At 71.3% G+C, this 23,897-nt stretch carries 23 protein-coding genes; 14 read left to right on the forward strand and 9 right to left on the reverse strand.

All coding sequences use genetic code 11. From position 1 onward, the window contains the following. Position 1 precedes the first annotated feature (1 nt). The gene (locus tag GTY96_RS25365; protein WP_143905430.1) at positions 2-571 is read right to left on the reverse strand and encodes a Vps62-related protein; all 570 of its coding nucleotides are present in this window, start codon (positions 569-571) and stop codon (positions 2-4) included. 241 nt (positions 572-812) lie between these two features. After that, positions 813-1,841, reverse strand: coding sequence for a serine hydrolase domain-containing protein (locus GTY96_RS25370; protein ID WP_143905432.1), 1,029 nt, complete (start codon positions 1,839-1,841; stop codon positions 813-815). A gap of 276 nt (positions 1,842-2,117) precedes the next feature. On the opposite strand from GTY96_RS25370, the gene GTY96_RS25375 reads away from it, so the two are divergent. The 3 genes from GTY96_RS25375 (at position 2,118) to GTY96_RS25385 (ending at position 4,863) form a co-directional block, all read left to right on the forward strand. Beyond that, positions 2,118-2,996, forward strand: a complete 879-nt coding sequence (locus tag GTY96_RS25375) for an ATP-grasp domain-containing protein (protein ID WP_161666058.1) — start codon at positions 2,118-2,120, stop codon at positions 2,994-2,996. 50 nt (positions 2,997-3,046) lie between these two features. Then, a complete protein-coding gene (locus GTY96_RS25380; protein WP_161666059.1) occupies positions 3,047-4,381 on the forward strand; it encodes a hypothetical protein in 1,335 nt (444 codons plus the stop codon). 77 nt (positions 4,382-4,458) lie between these two features. Next, entirely contained in the window at positions 4,459-4,863 is a 405-nt protein-coding gene (locus GTY96_RS25385; RefSeq protein WP_143905438.1) for a hypothetical protein, read from the forward strand. A 1-nt stretch (position 4,864) separates the two neighbouring features. On the opposite strand, the gene GTY96_RS25390 is transcribed toward GTY96_RS25385, so the two are convergent. The 3 genes from GTY96_RS25390 to GTY96_RS25400 are packed head-to-tail and all read right to left on the reverse strand — an operon-like array spanning position 4,865 to position 7,904. Next, on the reverse strand, positions 4,865-6,091 hold the full coding sequence (locus GTY96_RS25390) for a hypothetical protein (RefSeq protein WP_161666060.1): 1,227 nt from the start codon (positions 6,089-6,091) through the stop codon (positions 4,865-4,867). Positions 6,092-6,136: 45 nt separating this feature from the next. Beyond that, positions 6,137-6,979 carry a helix-turn-helix transcriptional regulator gene (locus tag GTY96_RS25395; protein WP_255442640.1) on the reverse strand — a complete coding sequence of 281 codons (843 nt, stop codon included), beginning with the start codon at positions 6,977-6,979 and terminating at the stop codon, positions 6,137-6,139. Between the two features lie 58 nt (positions 6,980-7,037). Then, positions 7,038-7,904, reverse strand: coding sequence for a hypothetical protein (locus tag GTY96_RS25400; RefSeq protein ID WP_161666061.1), 867 nt, complete (start codon positions 7,902-7,904; stop codon positions 7,038-7,040). 361 nt (positions 7,905-8,265) lie between these two features. Here GTY96_RS25400 and GTY96_RS25405 point away from each other — a divergent pair, with 361 nt between their 5' ends. Then, entirely contained in the window at positions 8,266-9,489 is a 1,224-nt protein-coding gene (locus tag GTY96_RS25405; protein WP_143905448.1) for a glycosyltransferase family 4 protein, read from the forward strand. Between the two features lie 48 nt (positions 9,490-9,537). On the opposite strand, the gene GTY96_RS25410 is transcribed toward GTY96_RS25405, so the two are convergent. Then, positions 9,538-10,689 (reverse strand): DegT/DnrJ/EryC1/StrS family aminotransferase, encoded by a 1,152-nt coding sequence (locus GTY96_RS25410; RefSeq protein WP_143905450.1) that lies wholly within the window; start codon positions 10,687-10,689, stop codon positions 9,538-9,540. 326 nt (positions 10,690-11,015) lie between these two features. Here GTY96_RS25410 and GTY96_RS25415 point away from each other — a divergent pair, with 326 nt between their 5' ends. Beyond that, on the forward strand, positions 11,016-12,164 hold the full coding sequence (locus tag GTY96_RS25415) for an SGNH/GDSL hydrolase family protein (RefSeq protein WP_161666062.1): 1,149 nt from the start codon (positions 11,016-11,018) through the stop codon (positions 12,162-12,164). A gap of 120 nt (positions 12,165-12,284) precedes the next feature. On the opposite strand, the gene GTY96_RS25420 is transcribed toward GTY96_RS25415, so the two are convergent. Continuing rightward, positions 12,285-13,415: a hypothetical protein gene (locus GTY96_RS25420; protein WP_143905454.1), complete on the reverse strand. Its 1,131-nt coding sequence runs from the start codon at positions 13,413-13,415 to the stop codon at positions 12,285-12,287. A 128-nt stretch (positions 13,416-13,543) separates the two neighbouring features. On the opposite strand from GTY96_RS25420, the gene GTY96_RS25425 reads away from it, so the two are divergent. From GTY96_RS25425 to GTY96_RS25435, 3 genes are all read left to right on the forward strand, one after another. Continuing rightward, positions 13,544-14,173, forward strand: coding sequence for a histidine phosphatase family protein (locus tag GTY96_RS25425; RefSeq protein ID WP_143905456.1), 630 nt, complete (start codon positions 13,544-13,546; stop codon positions 14,171-14,173). Positions 14,174-14,393: 220 nt separating this feature from the next. Further along, positions 14,394-15,536: a trypsin-like serine protease gene (locus tag GTY96_RS25430; RefSeq protein WP_328701000.1), complete on the forward strand. Its 1,143-nt coding sequence runs from the start codon at positions 14,394-14,396 to the stop codon at positions 15,534-15,536. Between the two features lie 109 nt (positions 15,537-15,645). Further along, positions 15,646-16,965: an Rcat domain-containing protein gene (locus tag GTY96_RS25435; protein ID WP_161666064.1), complete on the forward strand. Its 1,320-nt coding sequence runs from the start codon at positions 15,646-15,648 to the stop codon at positions 16,963-16,965. A gap of 22 nt (positions 16,966-16,987) precedes the next feature. On the opposite strand, the gene GTY96_RS25440 is transcribed toward GTY96_RS25435, so the two are convergent. Then, positions 16,988-18,088, reverse strand: a complete 1,101-nt coding sequence (locus tag GTY96_RS25440) for a ferrichrome ABC transporter substrate-binding protein (protein ID WP_143905462.1) — start codon at positions 18,086-18,088, stop codon at positions 16,988-16,990. A gap of 228 nt (positions 18,089-18,316) precedes the next feature. Beyond that, entirely contained in the window at positions 18,317-18,721 is a 405-nt protein-coding gene (locus GTY96_RS25445) for a hypothetical protein (RefSeq protein WP_161666065.1), read from the reverse strand. A 222-nt stretch (positions 18,722-18,943) separates the two neighbouring features. On the opposite strand from GTY96_RS25445, the gene GTY96_RS25450 reads away from it, so the two are divergent. The 6 genes from GTY96_RS25450 (at position 18,944) to GTY96_RS25475 (ending at position 23,829) form a co-directional block, all read left to right on the forward strand. After that, complete coding sequence (locus GTY96_RS25450; RefSeq protein ID WP_143905467.1) at positions 18,944-19,216, forward strand: DUF2277 domain-containing protein; 273 nt, start codon at positions 18,944-18,946, stop codon at positions 19,214-19,216. Positions 19,217-19,241: 25 nt separating this feature from the next. Further along, positions 19,242-19,856 carry a dihydrofolate reductase family protein gene (locus GTY96_RS25455; RefSeq protein WP_161666066.1) on the forward strand — a complete coding sequence of 205 codons (615 nt, stop codon included), beginning with the start codon at positions 19,242-19,244 and terminating at the stop codon, positions 19,854-19,856. 201 nt (positions 19,857-20,057) lie between these two features. Further along, positions 20,058-21,068: a siderophore ABC transporter substrate-binding protein gene (locus tag GTY96_RS25460; protein WP_161666067.1), complete on the forward strand. Its 1,011-nt coding sequence runs from the start codon at positions 20,058-20,060 to the stop codon at positions 21,066-21,068. After that, the gene (locus GTY96_RS25465) at positions 21,031-22,113 is read left to right on the forward strand and encodes an ABC transporter permease (RefSeq protein ID WP_235685848.1); all 1,083 of its coding nucleotides are present in this window, start codon (positions 21,031-21,033) and stop codon (positions 22,111-22,113) included. The genes GTY96_RS25460 and GTY96_RS25465 overlap by 38 nt, the downstream gene beginning before the upstream one ends. Next, positions 22,103-23,074: an iron chelate uptake ABC transporter family permease subunit gene (locus GTY96_RS25470; RefSeq protein ID WP_328701001.1), complete on the forward strand. Its 972-nt coding sequence runs from the start codon at positions 22,103-22,105 to the stop codon at positions 23,072-23,074. Before GTY96_RS25465 ends, GTY96_RS25470 begins: the two co-directional genes overlap by 11 nt. Next, a complete protein-coding gene (locus GTY96_RS25475) occupies positions 23,071-23,829 on the forward strand; it encodes an iron ABC transporter ATP-binding protein (RefSeq protein WP_161666069.1) in 759 nt (252 codons plus the stop codon). Before GTY96_RS25470 ends, GTY96_RS25475 begins: the two co-directional genes overlap by 4 nt. Positions 23,830-23,897: the final 68 nt, after the last annotated feature.

A 23,897-nucleotide genomic window follows, 5' to 3' on the forward strand; every position in this document is an offset into this window, starting at 1 on the left:
ACTAGGAGTTGGAGACGAGCTGCGAAGGCACCCAGACCGGCCCCACGGGCGGGTTGTAGTTGCCCTGCGCGTAGAACAGCCCGGGCGAGCTGGTGGCGTAGCAGGACACGTCCAGGTCCGCGCCGCTGCCCTCGTCACTCCAGATGAGCGAGCCGATGAGCCCCTGCTTCACGAGGTCGAACCGGATGCAGCGCAGGTTGGGGATGTAGGGCGAGTTGTAGCCCGTCTGCGACACCGCCCCGAGCGCCACGTAGCCCTGGGGCGCGATGGGCATCCAGAGCGAGCCGTCCATGTCCGCGCCGCTGCCCTGGTCGGTCCAGATGAGCGCATAGCCGGTGGGCGCCGCGAGCGCGGGGTTCGTCGGATCATCGTTCTGCACGGACACGGTGAGGACGGAGCCGGAGGGCGGGTTGTAGTTGCCCTGGGCGTAGTCCCCCAGCAGGAACGTGGTGTCACCGGACACGACGCCCCGGTAGAAACAGCCGTCCAGGTCCGCGCCTGAGCCCTTGTCGCTGTACATGAGCTGGAACTGGTTGACGGTGCCAAAGGTGAGGATCGGCGGGCCACTCATGGGGGTGCTCTCTTTCGATGGAGGCGGCGGGAGGTGCGTGGGTCCTCCGGCGCCGCGGGCCGGGGACGCACCCTCCTTGAGCAACCGCGATGCCACCGGCCCTCCCCGTGTGCTTTCCAGCGGTTGGCCCGTCCACGCGGGCCCCCGACCCGGATTCACGCGTGAACGCGCGCCGTCCTCGCGTGAATTCACGCGTCGACGCACGCACGCCCGGGGCGCGTGAAGCCGCGTCCCCCCGCCCTCAGCCGGGCAGCACCCGGGAGAGGAGCGCGAGCCCCGGCGCTTCCAGGGGCACGCGGCCCCGCAGCGCGGAGAACAGCGACCACCCGTGGTCGGACAGGAGCACCACGGCCGCGTCCGCCGCGACGCACAGGCCCATGAAGCCCACGGAGCCGCCCATCGCGGACGAGCGCCACACCACGTCGTGTCCGCGCACCCGGGAGACGTTCCACCCCAGGCCCCGCTGCCACGGCCCGGCCTTCACGCGGGGCGCCTGCATGCGGGACAGGGCCCGCGTGAAGAAGGGCTCCCCCCGCCCGAGGCTCGCTTCGAGGAAGCGCAGCACGTCCCCCACGGTGGCGTGCAGCGCCCCCGCCCCGGGGAGCGCCGGGAAGGTCCAGGGCGGCACGGGCTTGCCTCGCGCGGTGTGGCCGGACAACAGGCGCGGCGCCTGCTCGTCGGTGACGCGCGCCGTGGTGTCCGCGAGGCCCAGGGGCTTGCAGAGCAGGTCCCGCATCGCGTGCCCGTAGTTCAACACCGCGCGCCGGGAGAGCGCGTGGCCGAGCACGCCCATGCCCAGGAAGGACTCGGAGGACGGGTGCGGCGGCGGACGCTGGGGGTGGTAGCCCCGAAGGAACTCGCCGAACAGGCCCGCGGAGTAGTGGCCGAACGGGTCGTCCGGATTCTGGGGGGCCGCGTCCAGGTTGGGGGGCAGGTTGGGCAGGCCCGCGGTGTGCGTCGCCAGCTGCTCCAGGGTGATGGCGCGCGCGACCTCGTCGCTCAGCAACGACGCGGGGATCAACCGCCCCAGGGGCTCGTCGAGCCGCACGTCGCCCCGCTCCACCATCACCGACAGCAGCGCCGCGGTGAAGACCTCCGTGAGCGACCCCAGGGAGAAGATCGCCTCCGTGGACGGAGGGGGCCCCTTGTGGCGAAGGCCTTCGACGTGCGTCGTCCCTTGCCAGCTCATGGCCGCGCACACGGAGGCAGTGGGGTAGCCGCGCAGGTAGCGCCGCAGCTCCGCGTGGAGGAGATCCGAAGGGTTCGGCATGGGCTGGGGCTTTACGGGTCCCCTGCCCCGGGTGGCAAGCCCCCTGGAGGCCGGCGTGTCAGACGTCACCGTGAGGGGGCGTCGGAGACAGGAAGCCCTCCAGCTCCAGACATGCAGCCCGTGGTCGCGTGCTCACGCCTCCACCGTGGCCGTGTCAGGTCCCCTGTGTCCCGGCGTCAGCGAGGGCCCTGCCGTTCCACTCGCAATGACGAAAGGTGCCTGGATGCCCATCCCCCTTGTCGTGGTGGAGTCGTTCCGCGAAACCCGGAGGTCGCGATGAGCCCTTCGCGCGAGGCGACGGCGATCCTCTTCGGGCGCAACCCGCACCAGCCAGACCCCTTCGACGTGGAGGCCGACGCGGCGGAGGCCCTGGGTGTGGACACGTATCAGGCGGACCTCTCCGCCCTGCTGTCCAGGGACGCCGAGCGGGCGCTCAGCGGGGTGCCGGAGCGAGGGCGGCTGCGGCTGCTGTACCGGGGCTGGATGCTCACGGAGGAGGAGTACGGAGCGCTCGACGAAGCGGTGGCGGCGCTGGGGCACCGGCTGATGACGACGCCAGAGCAGTACGCCGCCGCGCACTACCTGCCCCGCTGGTATCCGCGCCTCGCCCGCTACACCGCGCGCTCCGTCTGGACGGAGGGGACGGACGTGGCGGAGGCGTGGCATGCGGCGCGGCGGCTCGGGCCGTCGCCGTGGATCGTGAAGGACCACGTGAAGTCCGCGAAGGAGCGCTGGGCGGAGGCGTGCTTCGTGCCCGCGGACGCCACGCGCGAGGACTTCGAGCGCGTCTGCCTGAACCTGCTCGACGCGCGAGGCGACCGCTTCGAGCGCGGCTTCGTGGTGCGCCGCTTCCTGCCGCTCAAGGTCTACGGGCGCACGCCCGAGGGGCCCGCGCACCTGGAGTTCCGGCTGTTCTTCGGCCGGGGCCGGCTGCTCGCGGCGGAGCCGTACCACGAGTTCGACGTGGAGGTGCCTGACTTCTCCGCCTTCGCGCCGCTGGGCCAGCGCATCGCGTCTCCGTTCTTCACGCTGGACGTCGCGATGCTGGAGGACGGGGGCTGGGCGGTGGTGGAGGTGAATGACGGCGGCGTCTCCGGCCTGCCGCCGGGGCTCGATCCCCGCGACCTCTTCGCCGCGCTGCTCGGCATCCGGTAGCCTGGAAGGCAGGTCCCGCCGCTGGAGGACCGGTGTTAGCGTCCACGGCCATGATGGACACCGCTCCCCGGCGACGGGGTTTGCTCCCGCGCCTCGCCGCCCTCCTGCTGCTCGGACTCGCCGCGTGCGGCGGCTGTCAGCGGACGGATGCCGAGCGCGCCGCGAAGGAGCGCGCGGAGATCGACCAGCGCATGCGCGACTCGGTCGCGCTCGTGCCCTACCGCGCGCTCAAGCTCACCCTGCGCGCGGACGGCGACCCGAAGGCCCCGGAGGAGGTCGCGCTGCTGTGGAAGGCCCTGGCCGAGACGCGCGCCCTGCCGGACAAGCCCCTCACGGACGAGGCGACGCGCGCGGCGGCCCGCACGTACCTGGACCTGGGCATCGCCTTCTATAAGGCGCGCAAGGCGCTCCAGACGCGCGACGAGGACGAATTTCCCCTGCTGTGGTCCCGGTGGGCCCCCACCTCCACGCCCCCCACGGCCTATGACGCGGGCCAGGAGCACGCCCTCTTCGCGGCCCTCTGGCTGCTGCTGGACGCCGCCGAGCGCTCCGACCGCGTCCCCGCCACGGAGCTCGTCTTCTACGAGCTGTCGCGCGCCACGCCCGCGCCCACCTGGCCCCCGTCCATGCGCGTCGCGGTGCGCGCGAACCGGGGGCTCTCCTTCTGCCTCGGCGGCTACCACTACGCCGCCGAGGAGGAGCTGACCGCCTTCCTCACCGAAGCCGAGCAGCTCCCCCCGGACGAATTCCCCGCCCTGCGGGACACCACGCCGGCGCAGTCACGCGAGGCGGCGCTCGCCGCGGGACACTTCCTGCGCGCGTGGAACCGCATGGGCCTGAAGCGTGAACGCGCCGCGGAGGACGACATCGAGCAGGGCCTGCGCTCACTCCAGGCGCTGGGGGTGGAGAACGAGCTGACGTGGTGGGGCTGGGCCCTCATCCACACCCGGCGCGGACGCTACGAGGACGCCGCGGCGTCGCTCGACCGGCTCGCCGCCAGCCCCTTCCTGCAAGAGACGGAGCAGCGCGAGGTGCACGACAGCGCGGAGGCCTTGCGCAAGCACGGCGACAGCCTGCCGCTGTTCCAGCAGACGCGCGCGGGCCTGCTCCTGGGAAGGGCCCTGCTGGCGCGCGCGGGAGGCCTGGAGCACGTGCTCACCGTGGTGCTCGGCCCCGAGCGGGCGAAGCAGCTCTACGCCCCGCTGCGCTGGATGGACCGCGTGCGGCAGGGCACCGCGAAGCTCTCTCCGGAGCAGGTGGCCCAGGGCGCGGGCGAAACGCTCGACCGCGCCCGGGAGGCGGGGAGCCGTGGCTGGAAGGCCCTCCAGCAGCGCCTGGACGACGCGGTCCCGGACAAGGCCACGGCCCAGGACGGCCCCCCATGAGTCGCCCACGCGGCGCCTCGCAGGGCTGAGTAATCCAGGATATCTTTTCTATCAAACTTGTCCTGGAGGAGTCTGTGATGAAGCGTTTCCTGTTCGTGGCGATGGCCGTGCTGGGATTGCAGGCGGTGGCGTGCGGCGGCCCGATGGATGCGGGCGAGCCCGGCGCGGAGCCGCCGGCGGCCGACGTCACGGCGATGTCCGTCTGTTCAACGACGTGCCCCGGGGGCGCGACCCTCTCCTGCACGGGCAACGTGTGCAACGCGGTGCAGGGCCAGTCGGTCACCTGTGACGGCCAGCGCAGCGACTGTCCCACGCTCCAGACGGTGACGTTCTACTGCGAGGCGGGGAACACCACGCTGAGCTGCAGTGGCTACTCCGTCCAGACGCTGCCCCCGCAGGGCAACAAGATCTGCGGCGGCGTTTCGTGCGACGGAGCCTCGACCTGGTGCCCGGCCTTCACCGACGACCGCGAGTGCTTCTGAGTCAGGGCGTCGCCGCCTCGCCCAGCGCCTTCACGGGGTAGTGCCCCGGGGAGGCGCGGAAGCGGCGCTCCAGCTGGCCGGGCGCGAGCACGCCCCGCTCGAATAGCGCGAGCAGGAAGTCCTCGTAGGTGCCAGTCCGGGAGGAGCCGGCGCGCTTCAGCTCCTCGTAGAGCACGAAGGCCAGGACGTGGATGCCGTCATCGTGGTCCGCGAAGAACTCCGCGCCCGTGAGCGGCTGGCCGTCCCGCTTCCGCAGCAATCCCTCTCGCTCGCTGACGAAGACGTCGATGGCCTCCGCGCAGTCCTCCTCCGTCAGTCCGCGCGCCTCGGTGTAGCCGAACGCGGGGTCATGCTCGCGCACGAGCCGCTGGAAGTAGGGGTCCGCCTCCAGCGCCGACAGCCGCTCGTCGAGAACACCCGCGCGCACGAAGGGCGGGTGCAGCAGCTCATGCGCCGCCGTCTTCACCGTGACGTCCATGGGGTAGGTGGCGTCCGTGAGGAAGTTCCATCCCGTCACCCGGATGCCATGCGGCCGGGCGAACATGAGGACGTGCGCGTTCAGCGCGGCCACCTGGAGCTCCCGCCCCAGCACCTGCTCATCCCAGCCCACCACGTCATACGGGGCCACCTTCGCGGCCAGCCCCGCGATGGCCTGCTCCACCTTCGGCAGGTACTCCGCGCGCCAGATGCGCGCGAACCCGACGCGCTGGAGGAAGGCCAGCAACACGCCCAGGTCCTGCCGCACGTCCTCCATCTCCGCGAAGCCGTCCTCCTGGCCATACGTCGTGGCCAGGAAGGCCGCGCGCATCCTCCGCCACGCGGCGTCGTCCTCCACCGTCGCCGTCAGCCCGTCCACCGTCGTGGCCCCCGAGACCGAGAAGACGAGCGACAGGAAGGGGCCCACCATCTTCCCGCCCTGCTTCGCCATCCGCTCGGTGAGGTGCGCGAGCGCCGCCTGCTCCGGAGCGCCCAGCAGCGCGGAGAAGCGCTGGAACTCCGCCGGATAGTGGCGCGTGTAGAAGTCCTCGCCGCGCAGCAGGTTCAGCAGGCACAGGGCGTCATAGGCCTCCGACGGGCGGAGCACCCAGGGGGTGCGCCCCGCGTCCACGCGGTGCACCCCGGGCTCCCAGGGAGGAGGGACGGGCCGTGTGCCCGCGCAGGCGGACAGCATCAGGGCCGCCAACAGCGCCCCGGCACGGCGGAAGAGGATCCACGATTCCGAAGTCATGGTCGCCAGCGTGGACCGGGCCCGCGCTCGCGTCTTGGACGAAACCTACCGCCTGGAACGAGACGCAGGCCCCGCGAGCCGCCGGTACTCCGCCGGGGTCAGGTGCAGCCGGCGCCGAAACTCACGCGTCAGGTGGCTCTGGTCGCAGTAGCCCGCGTCGAGCGCGATGTCGCCGAGCGGCCGCTCCGTCTCGCGCAGCGCCCGGCCCGCCCGCTCCAGCCGCGAGCGCCGCAGGTACTCCGCGGGGCTGCACCGGTACGTCTGGCGGAACGCCCGGCCCAGCCGCAGGGGACTCACCCCCGCTTCCCGCGCCAGCGCCGCGAGCGTGGGCGGCGGCCCCCGGACCGCGTCGAGCCGCTCCTGGACGCGGCCCAGCCACGTCGGCGGGCCCCCTTCCTTGCGCGGCGCGGACGCGCGCACGGCCTCCGCCAGCAGCTCCAGCGACAACCCCTCGATGGCCAGCGCCGCCACGTCATCCGCGCGCCGGAACTCCTGGTAGACGCGCGCCCCCAACGTGGACAGCCGCACCGACGAAAGCTCCATCCGGGGATCCAACCCCGCGACGAGCGGACACCGCACCCGCCAGTACGCCTCCGAGAAGTCGATGTTGAAGGTGCGCGTGCGCACGTCCCGGATGTGCTGCGCGTGCGCGAGCTCGGGCGCCTGGAAGGCGACCGACCGAGGAGTGCACTCCCGGGCGCGCCCCTCCACCACGTCCGTGAAGCCCCCTTCCAGCGTGAGCCGGAAGCCCGCGTGGCGGTGCCGGTGCGGCGGCAACCGGACCCCGGGCGCGTAGGTGCTCTCCGTCAAGACGAGCCCCGGCACCTCCACGCGCTGGAGGGGGGTGCCCAGGTAATGGCCGAAGTCGAGGACAGGTGCGGAGGACACCCCTCCTTCATGCACGGGACCCGGCTCCATTGCATCCCCGGCCTCCGATTCCGTCCGCTCACGGCTGGCCCGTGAGCCAGGAATACGCGTGGGGGTAGCGCCAGCGGATGAAGGCGCGCGCCAGCGGATTCATGCCCCAGTGGATGGGGATGGGGTCCACGACGAAGCCCAGCCCGTCCTCGAACGGCTCCAGCGGCGCCGCGTCGGACCCGTGCAGTCCCCCCACGAGCGTCCGGGCTTCAAAGCGACGGCAGACCTGCGCGAACGCGTAGAGGAGGCCGGTGGAGATGTTCAGCGGCAGCGCCCAGCTTGCGTAGTACGCGCTGAAACCATACGCGACGCCGTCCACCACGTAGCCATCCAGGTAGCCGCCCAGCTTTCCATCCACCAGCCCCGCGAGCACGCACCAGTGGTCCGATACGAAGTAGCGCCGCAGGCTCTTGAGGTACTCGTCCAGGGTGGGAATCTTCTTGGGGCGTGTTCGCGTCAGCGCATCCCGGATGACGCCGTAGCCCTGCTCCAGGAGCAGTGACGGGCCGGTGAGCTGGACGATGCGCACCAGGCGCTGGCACTGGCGCAGCTCGCCGCGCCGGTCGGAATCCAGGTGCTGGACGTCATAGGTGTCCAGGTCGCGCAGCCGCGCCACGGGCACCTGGCCGGTGGCCGCGCTCGCCGTCTCCGGCGTCAGCGCCGCCCGGAAGCCCCAGGACAGCGGGGTGGGGGCCGTGGCCTCGTCGGGCGTCAGCCGCGCCAGCAGGTGCACCGGCTGGAAGAAGCCGGGCAGGCCTGACTGCTCCCAGTAGTGCCCCCGGTGGGAGATGACGCGGACACCCTCCTCGCGACGGCGCTCGGCCAGCTCCCGCTCCGTGAGGCACGTGAAGTGGGCCTCCGTGACCTCACGCAGTTGGGGAAGGGACAGGACCATGGAAACCCCTCGACGAACGGCCGGGAGCGTCAGGAACGGGGGCGCGCCTTGACGCAGCCAGAGGGTATCGGGGCAGGCCTGGCGTCTGTCATTACCCCCGGAGGGAGGCGACGATGTCTTGATTCGGGCGCTCGCCCTCCACTCGGCCCTGGAGGATGGGCCCGGTGTCGCCTCGCTGGGGACCCCTAACGCGTTCCAGACACTTGGCGCGCGGTGGGCTTACGCTCGCATCCGCGACCCCAAAGACTTGCGCCCCATGCAACGGGGCCTCCTCCGGGCCACGGTGTCATGCGTGAGCGCCTGCGCTGGGGGCCCGAGGTACGCCCCCATCCGCGGCCTTCACCCACAGGAGCCGCCTGACATGCGCATCGTCTACCTGCACCAGCACTTCAACACGCCCACCCCGCACGGGGACACACGCTCCTACGAGCTGGCCCGCAGGCTGGTCACCCTGGGCCACGAGGTCCACATGGTGACGTCCGACCCGCGCACGGACGGCGGCGCGGGCCGGGGCTGGCGCGAGTCCAACGAGAGCGGCATCCAGGTGCACTGGCTCCCGGCGCCCTCCAGCGGCGCGATGAGCTACACGGAGCGCGTCCGGACCTCGGGCCACTTCGCGCTCAACGCCACACGCCGCGCGGCGCGGCTGCCGGCGGACGTGTTCTTCGCCACCAGCACGCCGCTCACCATCGCGGTGCCGGGCATCGCCGCCTCGCGGTGGAACAAGCGCCCCATGGTCTTCGAGGTCCGCGACCTCTGGCCCGCCTTCCCCATCGCCGTGGGTGCCCTCAAGAGCCGCTCCGCCATCCTGGCCGCGCAGCTCCTGGAGAAGGCGGCCTACGCGGGCGCGGAGCACATCGTCGCGCTGTCCCCGGGGATGAAGGCCGGCGTGCAGGCGGCGGGCGTGGCTCCAGAGAAGATCACCATCATCCCCACCCTCTGCGACCCGGAGCGCTTCCAGGTGCCGGCGTCCGCGGGCGCGGAGTTCCGCCAGAGGCATGCGTGGCTGGGGAACCGCCCCATGGTGCTGTACGCCGGCACGTTGGGGCTGGTGAACGGCGTGGACTACCTGGTCCGGGTGGCGGCGGAGATGCGCGAATGGGACCCGGAGGTGCGCTTCGTCATCATGGGCCGGGGCCGCGAGGAGGCCTCGCTGCACGCGCTGGCGGAGGCGCTGGGCGTGAAGGACCAGAACCTCTTCTTCCTGCCTGGCGTGCCCAAGGAGCAGGTGCCCGCGCTGCTGAGCGCGGCCTCCCTGGCCATGTCCCTCTTCACTGACGTGACGGGCATGCAGGACACCTCCGCCAACAAGTTCTTCGACGTGCTCGCGGCGGGACGCCCGCTGGCGCTCAACTATGGAGGCTGGCAGGCGGAGCTGATGGACCGGGAGCCCTTCGGCCTGCGCCTGCCGCCCAAGGACATCCCCGCCGCGGCGCGCATGCTGGCGCGCCGGCTGCGCGACCCGAAGTGGCTCGCGGAGGCCGGGGCGCTGGCGAGCAGGCTGGGCCGGGAGCGCTACTCCGCGGACACCGCCGCCCAGCGGCTGGCGGAGGTGCTACAGCGCGCGGCCCGGGCCCGGTCATGACGAACCGCCCGGTGGAGCGCCACGCCACCGGGCCGCGCCCCCTGCCCGTCAACCCGTGGTCCGCAGCGCCTGTTTCCGGGGAGTGGCGCGAACCGCCTCCACCACCCGCTCCAGCTCCCGGGCCGTGAGGCTGGAGCCAGAAGGCAGGCACAGCCCCTGACGGAAGAGCTCCTCCGCCACGCAGCCCCGCCGCCGTTCGAAGTTCGCGAAGACGGGTTGCAGGTGCATGGGCTTCCACACCGGCCGCGCCTCGATGTTCTCCCGCTCGAGCGCGCTCCGCACCGCCTCCCGGTCCGCGCCGAACACCGCCGGGTCGATGGTGATGGCCGTCAGCCAGCGCGTATGCCGGCCCCACGGGGCCTCCGGCATGAACGCGATGCCGGGCAGGTCCTGGAAGGCGTTCGCGTAGAACGCGTGGTTCGCGCGGCGCGCCGCCACCCGGTCCTCCAGCACCTGCAACTGCCCCCGGCCAATCCCAGCCAGCACGTTGCTGAGCCGGTAGTTGTAGCCAATCTCCGAGTGCTGGCAGTGCGTCGCCGTGTCCCGGGCCTGCGTGGCCAGCTTGAGCGCGTGCCGGGCCAGCTCCCCGTCCGGCGACACCAGCATCCCGCCCCCGGACGTGGTGAGGATCTTATCGCCGTTGAACGAATAGATGCCCACCCGCCCCACGGTGCCCGGCACGCGGCCCTTGTACGTGCTGCCCAGGGCCTCCGCCGCGTCCTCCACCATGGGCACGCCGTAGCGGTCGCACGCGGCCAGGAGCGGATCCAGGTCCGCGCTCTGGCCGTAGAGGTGCACCACCACCACGGCGCGCGGCAGCCGGCCCACTCGGGCGCGCATCGCCAGCTCCTCCTCCAGCAGCACCGGGTCCATGTTCCAGGAGGTGCGCTCGCTGTCGATGAAGACGGGCGAAGCCCCCAGGTAGCGGATGGGGTTCACCGTCGCGGCGAAGGTGAGCGTGCTCACCAGCACGTCATCTCCGGGCCCCACGCCCAGCAACTGGAGCGCCAGGTGGAGCGCGGCCGTGCCGGAGCTCAGCGCGACCGCGTGCGGCGTGCCCACGCACCGGGCGAACTCATCCTGGAAGGCGTCCACGTGCGGCCCCAAGGGGGCGATCCAATTGTTCTCGAACGCTTCGTCGACATAGCCGCGCTCGAGCGTGCCCATGTGGGGTGAGGACAGGTGGATGCGGGAGGACATGCGACTGGCTCCAATCGGGGGGCCGGGGGCATGGCCCCGGTGAAGGCATGGAGCGTTCGCACACTCCCCTCCCCCGCGCGCTCGGGCCGGAGGAGGGGGGGTCTGTCCGCATTGTGGAACTGGGGCATGTCCGCAAAAAGCCACACGCGTCGCGCTCCTCCAGGGGGCCCATCCTTCCGGATGAGGGTGGAGGAATGGGGCCCTCGGGAGAGGTCATGGAGCGACAGCGCAGGTCGTCCCGTGTCGGAGCGCCGCGGGGTGTGTTTCGCGCGTTGCTCACCGTGGCCTGTGTGCTGGGCGGGCCCCGTGTCGAGGGCCAGGAGCGTGTGCCGCTCCCTCCACCGTTCTGGCTCCCCGCCTTCACCGCGCCCATGCATCCGTCGGCCAGCGGCGCTCGCGCCGCCGAGCTCGCCGGGCCCAGCTTCCGCGCCCAGACGGTGCGGATGTTCGTGCGTCCGACGCTGGCGGGCCCTCGCCTGAGGCTCGTGTTGAGCAACCAGTACGGGACGCAGCCCCTGCGGCTGGAGGCGGTCCGGGTGGCCCTCCGAGTCAGCGGCATCACCATCGACCCCGCGACGGTCCGGGAGGTTCGCTTCGCGGGTGCGGCCTCCGTCAGCATCCCTCCAGGCCGGACGGCCGTCAGTGAAGCCGTCGAGCTCGCGGTCGATGGCCAGCGGGATGTGGCCGTCTCGCTCTATTTCCTGGAGCGCTCGGGCGCGGTGACGTGGCACCTCCAGGGCGCCAACAGCACCTATGTCTCCGCGAGCGGCGACCACACGGCGGCGCGGACCTTCGAGTCCGCGCTCACGACGCGCAGTCTCTATTTCCTCACCGCGCTGCACGTGGACGCGGCGCACGACGCATCCCTGGTCGCGACGTTCGGTGACTCCATCACCGACGGCGCGGGCTCCACGGTGGACACGGGGCGCTCGTGGCCGGCCCGCCTGGCCCAGCGGCTGGCGGCGCGGGGTGGCAAGCCCGTGGGCGTGCTCAACGCGGGGCTGTCAGGGAACCGGCTGTTGAAGGACGACTATGGGCCCAAGGGGTCGCAGCGCTTCGAGCGGGACGTGCTGGCCCAGCGGGGCGTCAAGGCCGTCATCCTCCTGGAGGGCATCAACGACATCGGTCGGTCGGGGCCCGCTTCCGGAGCAGTGACCGCCGCGCAAATCATCCAGGGTTACGAACAGCTCATCCAGCGTGCGCGGGCCAAGGGCCTGAAGGTGTATGGCGGAACCCTGACGCCCATGCAGGGCCACCCCTACTTCACGCCGGAGCACGAGGCCCTGCGCGAGGCCGTGAACCAGTGGATCCGTGGCGCTGGCGGGTTCGATGCGGTGATTGACTTCGAGGCGGCGGTGAGAGACCCGGCCAACCCCGACGCGATCCGCAAGGAGCTGACCGTGGAGGGACTGCATCCCAATGACGCGGGCGCCGAGCGCATGGCCAACGCCATCGACCTCCGCCTGTGGGAGTAAACGTCCGCCACGGCACTCGACGCCATCGCGCTTCGCCCCCGTCACGTGACTCCAGCCTGTCTGGCCGCGTCCTTCACGTGGACGGACCCGCGCGGGTCCCCGTCCACGGGGCACCGCCAATCAGCGCGAGCGCAATGGCGACACCCCGCGGACCTCCCCCGGCGGCAGCGGACCGATGTGCTTCATCCACTGGCTGAACTCCTTCTCATGGGGGAAGACGTTGAAATAGACATCGCCGACGGTGCCCGTGGTGGGCGTGGCCCGCAGCCAGAGATGCAACGAGCCATCCTCCCCCAGGCGCGCGAGCCCGATGGCATCCGGGGCGGGTGTCCCAGGGGACGCTGGCACGGGAGGCCCGCCGCCCTCCTCCGGCGTCCGCTGGAGCGCGGCAAGCACCTCGCGAGCCGAGTCCCGCCACAGCGCGCCGGTCCCGGAGAGGCCCTGTCGTGCGTCGAGCCGCCGGGCGATTTCGGGGAGGAGTTGGGGACGCAGCCGCTCGATGGCCGCGGCGCTCCAGCCCGTGGAGCGCCGGCTCCGGTTCAGACACCCGAGGAGCCGCTCCAGGTCGGCCTCGGACAGGAACGCGTCCGACCGCGCGAGCCAGGTCTCGTAGAAGGCGGGGAGGAACCACTCCTGCTCATGCCTCACGACCGCGACGGACCGGTTCCAATCCCAGGACGGGGCCAGCCCCAGCTCCTCCGGGTTCCAGGTGCGGAAGCCGGTGCGCCCGTCAACGAACTTCAGGAACTCGCGCCAGCGCGCCTCCGGGCTGGCCAGGGACTCGATGCGCGTCCGGCATCGGCGCAGGTCCTCGGGCGTGGCGGCGGGGTCCGTCACCACCAGGTCGCAGGACTTCTCCACCGCGCCGCGCTCGACCTCCGCGCGCAGCCCCCTGCGCTCCTTCCGGCGCCGGGACTCGAAGGCGCGGCCGGCCAGCGCCTCGCCCCCAAGGAGCGCCAGGAAGACCGCCGCCGCGCACGGCAGCCCCACCGCCAGGGGCAGGCCCAGGCCCAGGGGCACCTCGCCCCACGGCCGCGAGGAGAAGAAGCGCCGCCAGATGACCCACAGGGTGAGGAGCAGCGGGACGATGGCGATGACGGCCGAGAGCGCGTTCATCGCCCGATGCGCGAGGGTGATGCCACGGCGGTAGGCCTCGCCGCTGAAGGCCAGCGCCACGAACGTGGCCCCCATCAGGGCCACGGCCAGCACCAGCTCCACCCCCAGACCCACCACCGCCAGGAACGTGCCCATTGGAAGGCTCCCTCGACACCGGCGGGGAGCCGGGGCCCCACCGTAGCGCAAGCCGCTTCACCCGGCGGTGGACGGGCGCCGCCCATGCGCCTTGCTCCCCCGGGGCCTTGCCCGTCACGCTTGAGCCCATGACGACAGAATTCATCCTGCTCCGGCACGGGGAGACGGAGTGGAACGCCCAGGACCGTTTGCAGGGACACATGAACAGCTCCCTGAGCCGCGAAGGGCTGCGGCAGGCGGACGCCCTGGCCGAGCGCCTCGCCACCCTCCCCTTCCAGGCGCTCTACAGCAGCGACCTGGATCGCGCGGTGGAGACGGCGGCCCGCATCGCGGCGAGTACGGGTCACGCCCTCCAGCCGGATGCACGCCTGCGCGAGCGTGCGCTGGGCATCCTCGAAGGGCTGACGCGCATGGAGGCCCGACAGCGATACCCAGACGTCTTCGCCGCGTACACGGAGGGCGGCGCCGACTACGTCGTCCCCAAGGGCGAGAGCGCGTCCCAGCGACTGCGGCTGGCGCTCCAGTGTCTGGGGGAGCTGGGGGCACGGCACCCGGAGGCCCGCGTCGTGGTGGTCACCCATGGAGGGCTGCTCAGCGGACTGCTCCGCCATTGCCTGGGCATCCCGCCGTCCACGCCACGCGCCTTCTCCGTCCTCAACGCCGGCTGGAACCAGTTCGACCTGCACGAAGGCGGCTTCCGGATGGTGACCTGGGGGGACGTCAGCCACCTGCGCGGCCTCAGCCTGGATGACACGTGACCCGCGGCCACGGGACAACAGGCCGCGTGTCGCCGAGCGTCGGCCCCTGGACAGCCCGCGGTGCCATCCAGCGATGGGTGGACAACACCATCACAGGAGCTATCCAGTTGCGTTAATTGCCAGGGCGGGGGCGCTTAGCAAGACGTGCAGGGCCCATCCAGAGTCGTTCGGTCTCCCGTTTCATCACTTCACCGAGGCCAACATGTTTTCAGGACAGGTCGTGCGCCGTTGGACCGCCGCCAGCGCGGTTTCGCTGCTGATCATCGGGTGTGGTCCCCAGGCCACCGAGGAGCAGCCGCCCCAGCCGGGGGCTCCCGCCGCCACGTCGCAGGAAATCGTCGGTGGCGCCAACACCACCATCGCGCAGAACCCGTGGCAGGTGTCGCTGCAGAGCAGCGGCGGCAGCCACTTCTGCGGCGGCACCATCATCAACGAGAGCTGGATCCTCACCGCGCAGCACTGCGTGAACTCCGGGGGCAGCATCTCCAAGCCGGGCCGCGTGGTGGCCGGCATCACCAAGCGCAGCGGCAGCAGCGCCGGGCAGATCCGCACGGTGTCGCAGGTGTTCGTCTACCCGGGCTATGTCGACGCCAACGTGGGCAAGGACGCGGCGCTGCTGAAGCTGTCCTCGCCGCTGGACCTGAGCGGCGCGAACGCGAAGGCCATCCCGCGGGTCACCGAGGAGGACGAGGCGGCGGGCGTGACCAACGCGGGCGTCATCGCGCGCGTCACGGGCTGGGGCACGCTGAGCAGCGGCTCCTCCTCCCTGCCGGACACGCTCCAGACGGTGAACGTGGCCCTCATCACCAACGCCTCCGCGCAGTCCAGCTACCCCAGCGAGACCATCGGCGCGGACCAGCTGGGCGCGGCGTCGCCGGGCAAGGACTCCTGCCAGGGTGACAGCGGGGGGCCCCTCACCGTCCTCAAGGGCGGCACCCAGGTGCTCGCGGGCATCGTGAGCTGGGGCTACGGCTGCGCCGACGCGCGCTACCCGGGCATGTACGGCCGCGTGTCGTCCTTCGAGAACTGGATCACCAACACCCTCAACGGCGCGTCCCAGGGCACGACGGTGCTCGACCTGGGCGGCCTGTCGGGCGCCACCGGCTCCTTCACGCACTACGCCATCAACGTCCCCTCGGGCACCACCGCGCTGACGGTGTTCCAGTCGGGCGGCACGGGCGACGCGGACCTGTACGTGCGCCAGGGCGCGCAGCCCACCACGTCCCTGTACAACTGCCGCCCGTACGCCAGCGGCAACGAGGAGACCTGCACCTTCAACAACCCCACCGCCGGCACCTGGTACGTGTCCGTGCGCGGCTACAGCGCGTTCACGGGCGTCTCCTTGAAGGCCACCGTGCAGTAGCCCTCCGCCTGGCGCGGGTGTGCGCCGCGAAGCCCTCTTCGTCCCGCGCGGAGGAAGGGGGCTTTCGTGTTTCGTCCCTCTCTCGCGTCCTGGGTGCTAGACCTACCGGATGGCCCGGAACGTCCCCAGAGCCTCCCGCTGCCCCCACTGCAACGCACCCTTCACGCCGCAGGTCTCGCGGACGCACTACACCTGCGGCTACTGCGGCCATGCGTTCGACCTGGAAGGGCCGCCTTCGATTCCGCCCGCCCCGCCAGCGCCCGCCTCCGCGCCGACGAACCCGCAGGTCGCGATGATCATCGCGGGGTCCGTGGGGGTGCTCCTGCTGGGGGTGATCGTCGCGGTGTTCGCATGGCGCGGCGACCCTCCAGAGGAGGTCCCCCCCTCCAGGCCCGAGCCCGTCTCCAGCCCGCCCCCAGCCGTTGTCCCCCCGCCCCCCTTCGTTCCCAGTCCTCCTCCGCCGCCCCGCCCGGAGCGCCTCCAGTGGGCGGAGCGGGATGCGCCGGTGTTCGTGGACCTCAACGGGGATGGGACCGACGAGATCATCGGGCACGTGAGCCGCTACAACTCCGGCTCGACGGACCTGGTGGCCGCCTTCGACGGGAAGACGTTCGAGAAGCTCTGGGAGACGCTGCCCTCGGAGGGGCCGGATGCCTCCAGCACGACGAAGGTCATCGCCCAGGGCGGGCGGCTGGTGATGAGCGAGCAGCGCGCGGTGAACCTGCTGGAGCTCGAAACGGGCAAGCGGCTGGGGCGCGTGGCGCTGTCGGACTCGCCGCGCCGGCTCTGCATCCCGCCAGGAGACACGGAGTCCGTCTGGGTGGAGGTGGTGGACCGCAAGCACCTGCTCTTCAACACCCGCACGGCCACCGCACGGCCCGCGCCCCGGGCCCCGCCCGGCTGCGCGACGCCGCCCCTGAGCCCCCAGACCTGCAACATGCTCCGCCCCGCGGAACACCCCACGCCCTGCATCCGCTCCAGCTACCCGCCCTCCGACATCCGCGGCTTCTCCACGCAGTACCTCTACCGGGCGAACGGCTACACCCTGGCGCTGGGCTCGCGGTGGCCGGGGACGCAGGTGCCCCTGGTGGCGGTGTACGAGCCTGGGAACCGGAAGCCCCTGTGGCACGGCGTCGTCGCGGACGGGGATCCGCTCCTGCTGAGGGACACGCCCCCGAAGACCGCCGACATCACCCGTGACGCGGTGTACATCCTCTACGAGATGGAGCAGGGAGGCGCGCGGCTCATCCGGCGCGACCTGCGCACCGGCGCCATCGCCTGGGACGTGGCGGTGCCCCGCACCAACATGGGCACGTCCCCGTCCGTCATCTGGATCCAAGGCGAACGCATCTACGTGCCGCACTGGCAATCGCTGGAGGTGTTCGACGCGGCGACGGGCAACCTCGTCGGCACGCTCGGACCAGAGTGACGCGGAGGAAGCGTCCCGCGCCTCAGTAGACGGCGAGCAGGTGGATCTTCACGCGGGGGTTGCCGAGGTATTCCTCCAACCGCCAGCGGGTCCACATCCCGTCCTCATGGATGCCCACGCCGCCATCCGTGGGGGCGTCCGCGCTGGCGAGCGCATCGCGCAGCTGCGACACCGCCCAGGTGTCGAACTTCGGATCCCCGGAGCCTTCCAGCACCTTGAGGTCCACCAGGCGGCCATCGCGCGCCTGCCGCACCTCCACGATGGCGGCGAGCGCGAGCACGGGGGCCGTGACATCCATCATGGCCATGTTCGCCGCGCGCCCGGACTCCGCGGCGGCGCGCATCCGGTCAAAGCCTTCCATCCGGAAGTCGCGCTCCTTCGTGGAGTCGGGACTGCCCGTGCGGCCGAACCGCTCCATCGCCTCCAATTGTTCGCGCCGCAGCCGCCCGAGCACCACGCGGGCATCGGGCGGGGGCGGGTCCACCAGCCGCTCCGCGAAGCCCTGGCGCAGCTTCGCGAAGTAGGGAGGCATCGCGCCCCCAGAGGCCCGCGCCGCCGCCGCCGCGTCCTTGGCCCACCCGTCCACCCGCCGCTGCACGTGCTCCGCCTCCAGGGCGGCCAACGCCTTCGGGTCGGGCTGCGAGCCGGGGTCGTTGCGGATCGTCCGTCCCGTCGACGGCGGTCCTCCCTTCAGCAGCCCGCCGCCCATCAGCCCCCGAGGATTCAGGTCGAGCTTGGGGCCCGCGCTCGGGACATCCCCGCCCCGCGGCGTGGAGGCTGCGGCCAGCGCGTCGGAGCGTTGCGCTGACGGCGTGCTCTCCGCCAGCGCATCGGGCGCCATCGGCTCTGGCGCGGGCCTGGAGGGCGCTTCATGAGGGGCGGGCTGCGCGATGGGCGCTGTCGGTGCACGCGGGGCCGACCTGGGCGGCTTCGGAACGGGCCGGGCGGGAGGCGGCGTGGACACGGGCGGAGAATCCCGGGTCACGATCTCCATCTCGATGGCCCGCGGCGCGGACGGCCTCCGCACGCGCCCGGCGGAGCTCCGCGACAGCGCCAGGAAGAGCGCCGCGTGCAGGAGCCCTGACACCAGGACCAGGAGGAACAGCTGTGAGCGCCGGGACACGGCAGACAGCTTGCTCCGTCCCGGAGAGCGGGAGAAGAGGCTCGGAGCGTGGGCGTCATCCCGCCACGCCCCCCTGCCTCCCCGCCGCCAGCGCTCGTCAGGGGGGCGCCAGTGTCCGGCCCCCCGGGATGAGCCTGCTCGTCCGCCCGATGCGCTGGAGCACCTTGTCGTGCGCCAGCCTGCCCACCCGGTGGAAGGACCCGAGCGCGCCGCGGCCCGGCGCGTGGACTACGGGCCGCCCGGAGGCACGGTGCAGATCCAGGTGTTGTTGGACATGCAGTAGCAGCCCCCCGTGGGCTGACCATCCAGACAGCACTGCCTCTCGGTGCCCGCGAACGGACAGTCCGTGCCTTCGATGAACGTGCACGTGTTCGCGCGCGAGCAGGTCAGCGGCGGAGGCGTCGTCGGGCAGTACTGGTAGGAGCCATTGCACTGCACATAGGAGCCGTCCACGGAAGAGCAGGACGTCCCCGAACACGACAGCGTCGTCCCCGACCCACAGGAGATCGAACACGTGGCCAGGGCGCTGGAGACCTCCCCCAGCTCCTCCGACACGTCACCAGTGGCCGGTCCACCACAGGCCACCAGGGCCGTGACGGCCAGGGCCGCGAGTACTCCCAGGACATGCTTCATGACGGGCTTCCCTTCGTGTGGGTGATGGCGCGTGGCGGGGGCCACTCGCCGCCAGGAATTGAACCACGCCAATTCCACGAATGTCACGAAAGGCAGACTGTTCTGTCAAAATGAGCTTCGATAGGATTGGCGTGGCTTTCATCAAAGCCAACCTCCCCCCGCGCGCCGGCACCATGAAAGGCGGGCGCATGGCGTACGCTGGTCGCTCCCGGGAGGATCACCATGTGCCGGAGCATCAAGACCCTGTTCAACTTCGAGCCGCCCGCCTCCGACGCGGAGGTGCGGGCGGCGGCCCTCCAGTTCGTGCGGAAGCTGAGCGGCACCAGCGCGCCCTCCAAGGCGAACGAGGAGGCGTTCCACCGCGCCGTCGAGGACATCACGGAGGTCGCGCGCCGGCTGATGGACTCCCTGGTCACCACCGCCCCGCCGAGAAACCGCGACATGGAAGCGATGAAGGCGAAGCTGCGGTCGGCGAAGCGCTTCGCGGTCCGCTGACGGCCTCTTCCTCCTGGAGTCACCGATGCGGCGAATCGTGATGTTCAACCAGCTGTCGGCGGACGGCGCCTTCGCGGCCCCGGACGGAAGCCTGGATTGGGTCGTGGCGGACGCGGAGCTTGAACGGGAGTCCGTCGAGTCCTTGTCGAGCTTCGACACGATGCTCTTCGGACGCCGGACCTACGAGATGTTCGAGTCGTTCTGGCCAAACGCCGTCGACGCCGCCAGCACCTCGCCGGACCCGCACGTCGAGGGACGCAGGAGCGAAGGGGTCCGCGCCATGGGCGTGTGGATCAACGCGTCAGCGAAACTGGTGTTCTCCACGACGCGCAAGGCCGTCACCTGGAACAACTCCCGCCTCCTGCCCTCCTTCGACCCGAGAGAGGTGGAGGCGCTGAAGCGGCAGCCGGGAAGGGACCTGATGCTCTTCGGCAGCGCTTCGCTCGTGTCACAGCTGTCGGAGCACGGGCTGATTGACGAATACCAATTCGCCATCAGCCCGCGGCTCTTGGGCAGTGGCCGTCCGCTGCTCGGGAGCGTGCCCCTGCGCCTCCCGCTGAAGCTGCTGGAGGCCAAGGCGTACCCGTCTGGCCTTGTCATGCTCCGCTACGCGAAGGCGGACTCCGCCTCCCACGAGTGAACGCTGAAGTCCTGCTCACGCCAGGGGCCTCAGCGCGAGCCCGCCACATCCATCGCCTGATCGAAGGCGAGCCTGCGGGCCGCCTCGCCCCACCGGGATTCAATGGGTTTTGACGGTCTCGCGGGGATCCGCTATACCCCGTCTCGATAATGCATATCAATTTCATTTAACATCCCGCCTCTTCTTGGACTGGCCTTTCCCGTGAGCCCCTCTCCCCAGCGTTTCCCGCTCCTCCTCGCGGCCCTGATTGGCGTCGCGGCCATCGGCCTCGCCGTCTACGTCCTGCGCCCCTCGGAGGCCCCTGCTCCGGCGGGAGCGGCACCTGAGGAGGCGGCGTCCCCCGGCGCTGGAGCGGGCCGCCCCATCACGCACGCGCAGGGCAGCACCGTGGTGGCCGCGAACCTGAAGGAGGTCGTGGTCTTCGACCTCGCCGCGCTGGACACGCTGGATGCGCTGGGGGTGGAGGTGCAGGGGGTGGCCGGCGAGTACTTCCCCGGCCAGCTGGCGAAGTACGCGGACGCGAAGAAGTACCCGCGCTTCGGGACCCTGTTCGAGCCCGACTACGAGGCCATCCACGCGGCCCGGCCGGACCTGGTCATCACCGGCGGCCGCTCCAGCGCCCGGTACGCGAAGCTCTCCGCCATCGCGCCCACCATCGACCAGCTGACGGACGACGCGCACTACCTGGACACGGTGGTGGGCAACACGGAGCGGCTGGCGTCCGTCTTCGGCAAGGAGGAGCGGGCCCGCGCGCTGATTGAATCGCTGCGCCAGGCCATCTCCGACCTGAAGCAGACCACCGCCGCTCGGGGACGGGGGCTCATCGTCCTGACGTCTGGCGGCCGGATGAGCGCTTATGGCCCGGGCTCGCGCTTCGGGGTGCTGCACGAGGACTTCGGCATCCCGCCCGCGGCCCCGTCGCTCAAGGCGTCGCTTCACGGCGAGGCCATTGGCTCGGAGTTCATCCTGGAGACGAACCCGGACTGGCTCTTCGTCATCGACCGGGACGCGGCCATTGGCGAGGGCGGCGGCGCGCAGCGGCTGCTGGACAACGAGCTGGTGCGCCAGACGTCTGCGTGGAAGCAGGGGCAGGTCGTGTACCTGGACCCCGCCAACACCTATCTCATCGGCGGCGGCATCCAGTCCGTGCGGCGCCTGCTGGAGCAGATCTCCGATGTCTACGCGAAGCCCCGACAGCCCACCGCACCTTGAGGCGGAGGGCTTCGCGAGGAGCGAGCCCGCCCCGTCCCCCGCGGTCCGCTCGCGAGCCCCGGGTGCGACAGCGGGAGGCGCCCTGCCGCTGCTCGCCGTTGCGGGGCTCGCGGTGCTGGTGCTCGCGGGCGTGAGCCTGCTGATTGGCGTGAGCCACGTGTCCTGGGACGCGCTCCTGGCGCCGCAAGAGAACCACCGCGCCGTGCAGGTGCTGGTCATCAGCCGCGTCCCGCGCACCCTGGCGCTGGTGCTCGCGGGCATGTCGCTGGCGGTGGCGGGCCTCATCATGCAGATGCTCGCGCGCAACCGCTTCGTGGAGCCCTTCACCGCGGGCACGGCGGAGTCCGCGAGCCTGGGCCTGCTGGCCGTCACGATCTTCGCGCCCGGCCTGCCCATCCTCGCCCGGACGGCGGTCGCCGCCGGCTTCTCCATGGCGGGCACCGCGCTGTTCCTGCTCATCCTGCGGCGGATCCCGCTCCGCTCGGCGCTGGTCGTGCCCATCGTCGGGCTGGTGTTGGGGGCCATCTTCGACGCGACGACGACGTTCTTCGCCTACCGCTTCTCGCTGCTCCAGTCGCTGATGTCCTGGACCACGGGTGACTTCTCCAGCGTGCTGCGCGGCCGGTACGAGCTGCTCTGGGGCGCCTTCGTCCTCACGGTCGTCGCGTACGTCGTCGCGGACCGCTTCACGGTCGCCGGCATGGGCGAGGCCTTCACCACCAACCTGGGCCTGAGCCACCCACGCATCCTCGCGCTGGGGCTGGCCATCGTCGCGATGGTCACCGCCGTGGTGGTGGCGACCGTGGGCATGATTCCCTTCATCGGGCTCATCGTGCCGAACCTCGTCAGCCTCATCGTGGGGGACAACGCGCGCCGCTCCATCCCGTGGGTGGCGGTGATGGGCGCGGGCTTCGTCCTCGTGTGCGACATCGCCGGGCGCGTGGTGCGCCAGCCCTATGAGATTCCCGTGGGCACGGTGGCGGGCGTGGTGGGCAGCCTGTTGTTCCTCCACCTGCTGCTGCGGAGGGACGCCCGTGTGGGCTAGCGCGCTCCGAGCGGAAGGCCACGAGCGGCGGCTGCTCCTCTTGGGAGGACTGGCCACCCTGTGCGTCATCGTGTTCATGACCGTGGACGCGGGAGGCCGGTGGGACTTCGTGCTGCCGTTCCGCGGGCGCAAGGTCGCGACGGTGCTGCTGGTGGGCTACGCCATCGCGGTCTCCACGGTGCTGTTCCAGACCGTGACGGAGAACCGCGTCCTCACGCCCGCCATCATGGGCTTCGACACGCTCTACGTGTTGCTCCAGACGTGCCTGCTCTTCTTCCTGGGCTCACGCACGGTGGCCTCCCTGGACCCCCGCCTGCTGTTCGCGGTGGAGGTCGTGGTGATGGTGTTCTTCTCCGGCGTGCTGCACCGGTGGCTCTTCTGGGGCGGCAGGCGGAGCATCCACCTGTTGCTGCTCACGGGCGTGGTGATGGGCGTGCTCTTCCGCAGCCTGTCCACCTTCCTCCAGCGGGTCATCGCCCCGGCCGAGTTCGCCTTCCTGGAGGACCGCTTCTTCGCCAGCTTCAACAACCCGGACCCCGACCTGCTCCTCGTGTCCGCGGTGATGACGGTGGGCGTGTCGCTGCTGGGCCTGCGCCTGCTGCGCACCTGCGACGTCCTGAGCCTGGGCCGCGATCTGGCCATCAACCTGGGCGTGGACCACCGCCGGGCGGTGTCACTGCTGCTGGTGGTGGTGGCCGTGCTGGTGTCGGTGTCCACGGCGCTCGTGGGGCCGGTGACCTTCTTCGGCCTGCTGGTGGCGAACCTGGCGCACGGGCTGGTGCGCTCGCACCGTCACAGCCACGTGCTGCCCGCCGCCATCTTCCTCGCGGTGGTGGGCCTGCTGGGGGGCCAGCTCGTGCTGGAGCGCATCTTCTCCTTTGGCGCCAACCTGCGCGTCATCATCGAGTTCCTGGGCGGGCTGATGTTCATCGCCCTGCTCATGCGAGGCGCGCTGCGATGATCGAAGCCCGGAATGTCTCCCGCCGTTACGGCGACACCCTGGTGGTGGACGACGTCACGCTGCGCATCCCCGAGAGTGGCGTCACGTCCATCATCGGCCCCAACGGCGCCGGCAAGTCCACGCTGCTGTCGATGATCAGCCGCCTGTTGCCCCTGTCCTCCGGCACCGTGCTCGTGGACGACCTGGACGTGGCCCGGACGCCCGGCGACGCGCTGGCGCGCAAGCTGGCCATCCTGCGCCAGGACAACCCCATCACCGCGCGGCTCACGGTGCGCGACCTGGTGACGTTTGGCCGCTACCCACACTCCAAGGGGCGCCCCACGGTGGAGGACCGCGCCTTCGTGGAGGGGGCGCTCCACCACCTGGGCCTGGAGCCCATCGCCCACCGCTTCCTGGACGAGCTGTCCGGCGGCCAGCGCCAGCGCGCCTTCGTGGCGATGGTGCTGTGCCAGGACACGCACTACGTCCTCCTGGATGAACCGCTCAACAGCCTGGACATGAAGCACGCGGTGTCCATGATGAAGGAGCTGCGGCGCGCGGCGGACACGCTGGGCAAGAGCGTCGTGCTGGTGCTGCACGACCTCAACTACGCCTCCTGCTACTCCGACCACGTCATCGCGATGCGCGACGGCAAGGTCGCCTTCCAGGGGACCCCCGACGAGCTGATGCGCTCGGATGTGCTGCGGCGCATCTACGACCTGGACATCGACATCCACCGGCTCGACGGGAAGCTCATCGCCGTCCACTACCGCTGAAGCCCCCTGGCGGAGAGCGGCCTCCGCACCCGCGCGGGGCGCGGAGCCGCTTCTCACCTGGGGGACGG

The sequence above is a fragment of the Corallococcus silvisoli genome, assembly GCF_009909145.1.
Taxonomy (GTDB): domain Bacteria; phylum Myxococcota; class Myxococcia; order Myxococcales; family Myxococcaceae; genus Corallococcus; species Corallococcus silvisoli.